This window comes from uncultured Lamprocystis sp., assembly GCF_903933125.1.
GTDB lineage: Bacteria > Pseudomonadota > Gammaproteobacteria > Chromatiales > Chromatiaceae > Thiodictyon.
Genome location: NZ_CAIZIZ010000312.1, coordinates 1 through 1,869, shown reverse-complemented (window position 1 = coordinate 1,869; position 1,869 = coordinate 1). Strand labels below are relative to the sequence as shown.

The window sequence follows — 1,869 nt, the reverse complement described above, 5'->3', positions numbered from 1 at the left end:
CCGCTCCTACGGCGCAGGAGCGGCCCCCCGGCCGCGACGGCTATCAGCCCCGAGGTGGCCGCAACAGTGATCAAGGCCAGCGGCAGGTCGCGGAACAAGCCCGCTCGAAAACAAGAGCGGGCCTGTTTGCGGGTGCGGGGAATTGCCCGGACCCTACTTGGGATCGGCCAGTCTCGGCAATTCGCTCAAGGTCTTTCCTCTGAAAAAGGCGGCTGCCATCTCAACGCAAGGCTCGAAACCGGCCGAGTGGCTCATGGTCGTGGTCGGCTTGCCCCCGGGGATTTGAACCAGGCCATCAAAACCCAGCCACCCCACTTTGGATGAGTCAATCTTCCTGGCGCGCATGGCCTTGATGACACTCTGCGCGTTTCCCTGACTGTAGGGAGCCTTCAATCCACCCTCTCTCACATAGGCCGCGGGCAGCACGTAGGTGGAGGCCGCAAACGGGACCAACGCATCCTGAATGACACCAAGCAGATAGACCGGTGCGGTGGGCGTCCAACTGACGTTATCATTTTGCGCCCACAGCTTCATCGCGGGATTGCTCGTGTCATGAGACGCGATGGCGTTGATCAGTTGCGGTTGCAGCATGTTTTCCGGGTGTGGGATGCCGGTAAGGGTCACATAAGACAAGTCATTCAATGCGACGGTCAGGATGCGCGCCCCGACATCGTCATCCGCATAGGGACCAGGAAAGATACCATCGGCCTGATCGGCAAGCGGGGTCTGCAGCAGGCTCCAGAGCGGCTGCCCAGTCACGTCGGCGACAGCGACACCGGCAAAGGCCAACAAGGTCGGCTTCACCGAGAAATTTTCCAGTGACACAGACAGCGACGGCTGGGCGGCAATGAAGGAATTCGCGGTCGCACGGCTTAGATCGTAGGGGCCTGACATCGGCGCGATACGCGTGGGTTTCATCAAGGGATCAGCGGCATAGCGCTCTTGCAGCGCCCGGCCCAACCACAAGGCATTGCCGCCACCCTCGCTGTATCCGGTGATGTTGATTTGAGAGCCCATGCTTCTGCCCAGATATTTCATCAACTCGCGGGCGGCCAGAATCATACTGATACCTGACTGGGCGTTCAGCTTTCCGAGCGCATAGGGATGTGGTTGATTGTTGGCACCATAACCCAGATAATCGGGCATGGCGAGCACCCAACCTTCACCGCCGAACGCCGTGATGGCCCCATAGGCTTCCACTGAGCGATCACTCGCTGCGTTTGAGCGTTGGGCCGTGGTCGAATGCATGTAGACCACCAGGCCATAATCTGCATCCGTTGGCGCGCCATCCTCCGCCGGCAACGCCACGAGCCCGCTCAATACCGTCGGCGCACCTTTGGCGTCAACCGACCGGTAGGTGACCCGATAAAGTATGGCGCCGCGTTCGGGCAGCGCCTTGGCATATGGTTCTATCGACTTCCCATCGGGAAGTATCACGGTACCTAATGTTGATCGCGCCGCCATACGGGCGAGCCAGATCGTCATGCGCGACAGGGATTGAACCTTCTGGAATGTCAACAGGACCGGGGTCGCGGCAGAGACGGAGGTCTTGGTGGAGGCCTTGGCAAACGTGATTGCCGGTGCAACCGCAGGCTCGGGGGTCTCGAGATTGCTCGCTGTTTGCGCCGCCTGATAGACACCCATCCAGGGGCCTGCGACATCCGCGGCGCCTGCCAGACTGCTGACCAGCAGACCCAGCGACAATAATATCTTGCGACTATCAGTCATGATATACTCTAAATAGGAATAATTTGCGATTTTCTAATACGTTGAAATTTTAATGAAAATAAGGTTTCCATCTCACTCTTGCATTGAGTATTCGCATTGATCAAGCAGTTTGAAATTGCGCTCTTAAATTTCGGAAAATCT

Annotated in this window: 1 protein-coding gene; it reads right to left on the bottom strand. The window is 58.1% G+C overall.

Annotation, left to right across the window (positions count from 1 at the left end):
• Positions 1-153: 153 nt before the first annotated feature.
• Positions 154-1,728 carry a lipase family protein gene (locus QZY03_RS16110; RefSeq protein ID WP_295582799.1) on the bottom strand — a complete coding sequence of 525 codons (1,575 nt, stop codon included), beginning with the start codon at positions 1,726-1,728 and terminating at the stop codon, positions 154-156.
• Between the last annotated feature and the right edge of the window lie 141 nt (positions 1,729-1,869).

Bases quoted from the DNA above. Each gene is read 5' to 3' on its own strand.
- QZY03_RS16110 (WP_295582799.1), bottom strand. From the start codon at position 1,728: ATGACTGATAGTCGCAAGATATTATTGTCGCTGGGTCTGCTGGTCAGC.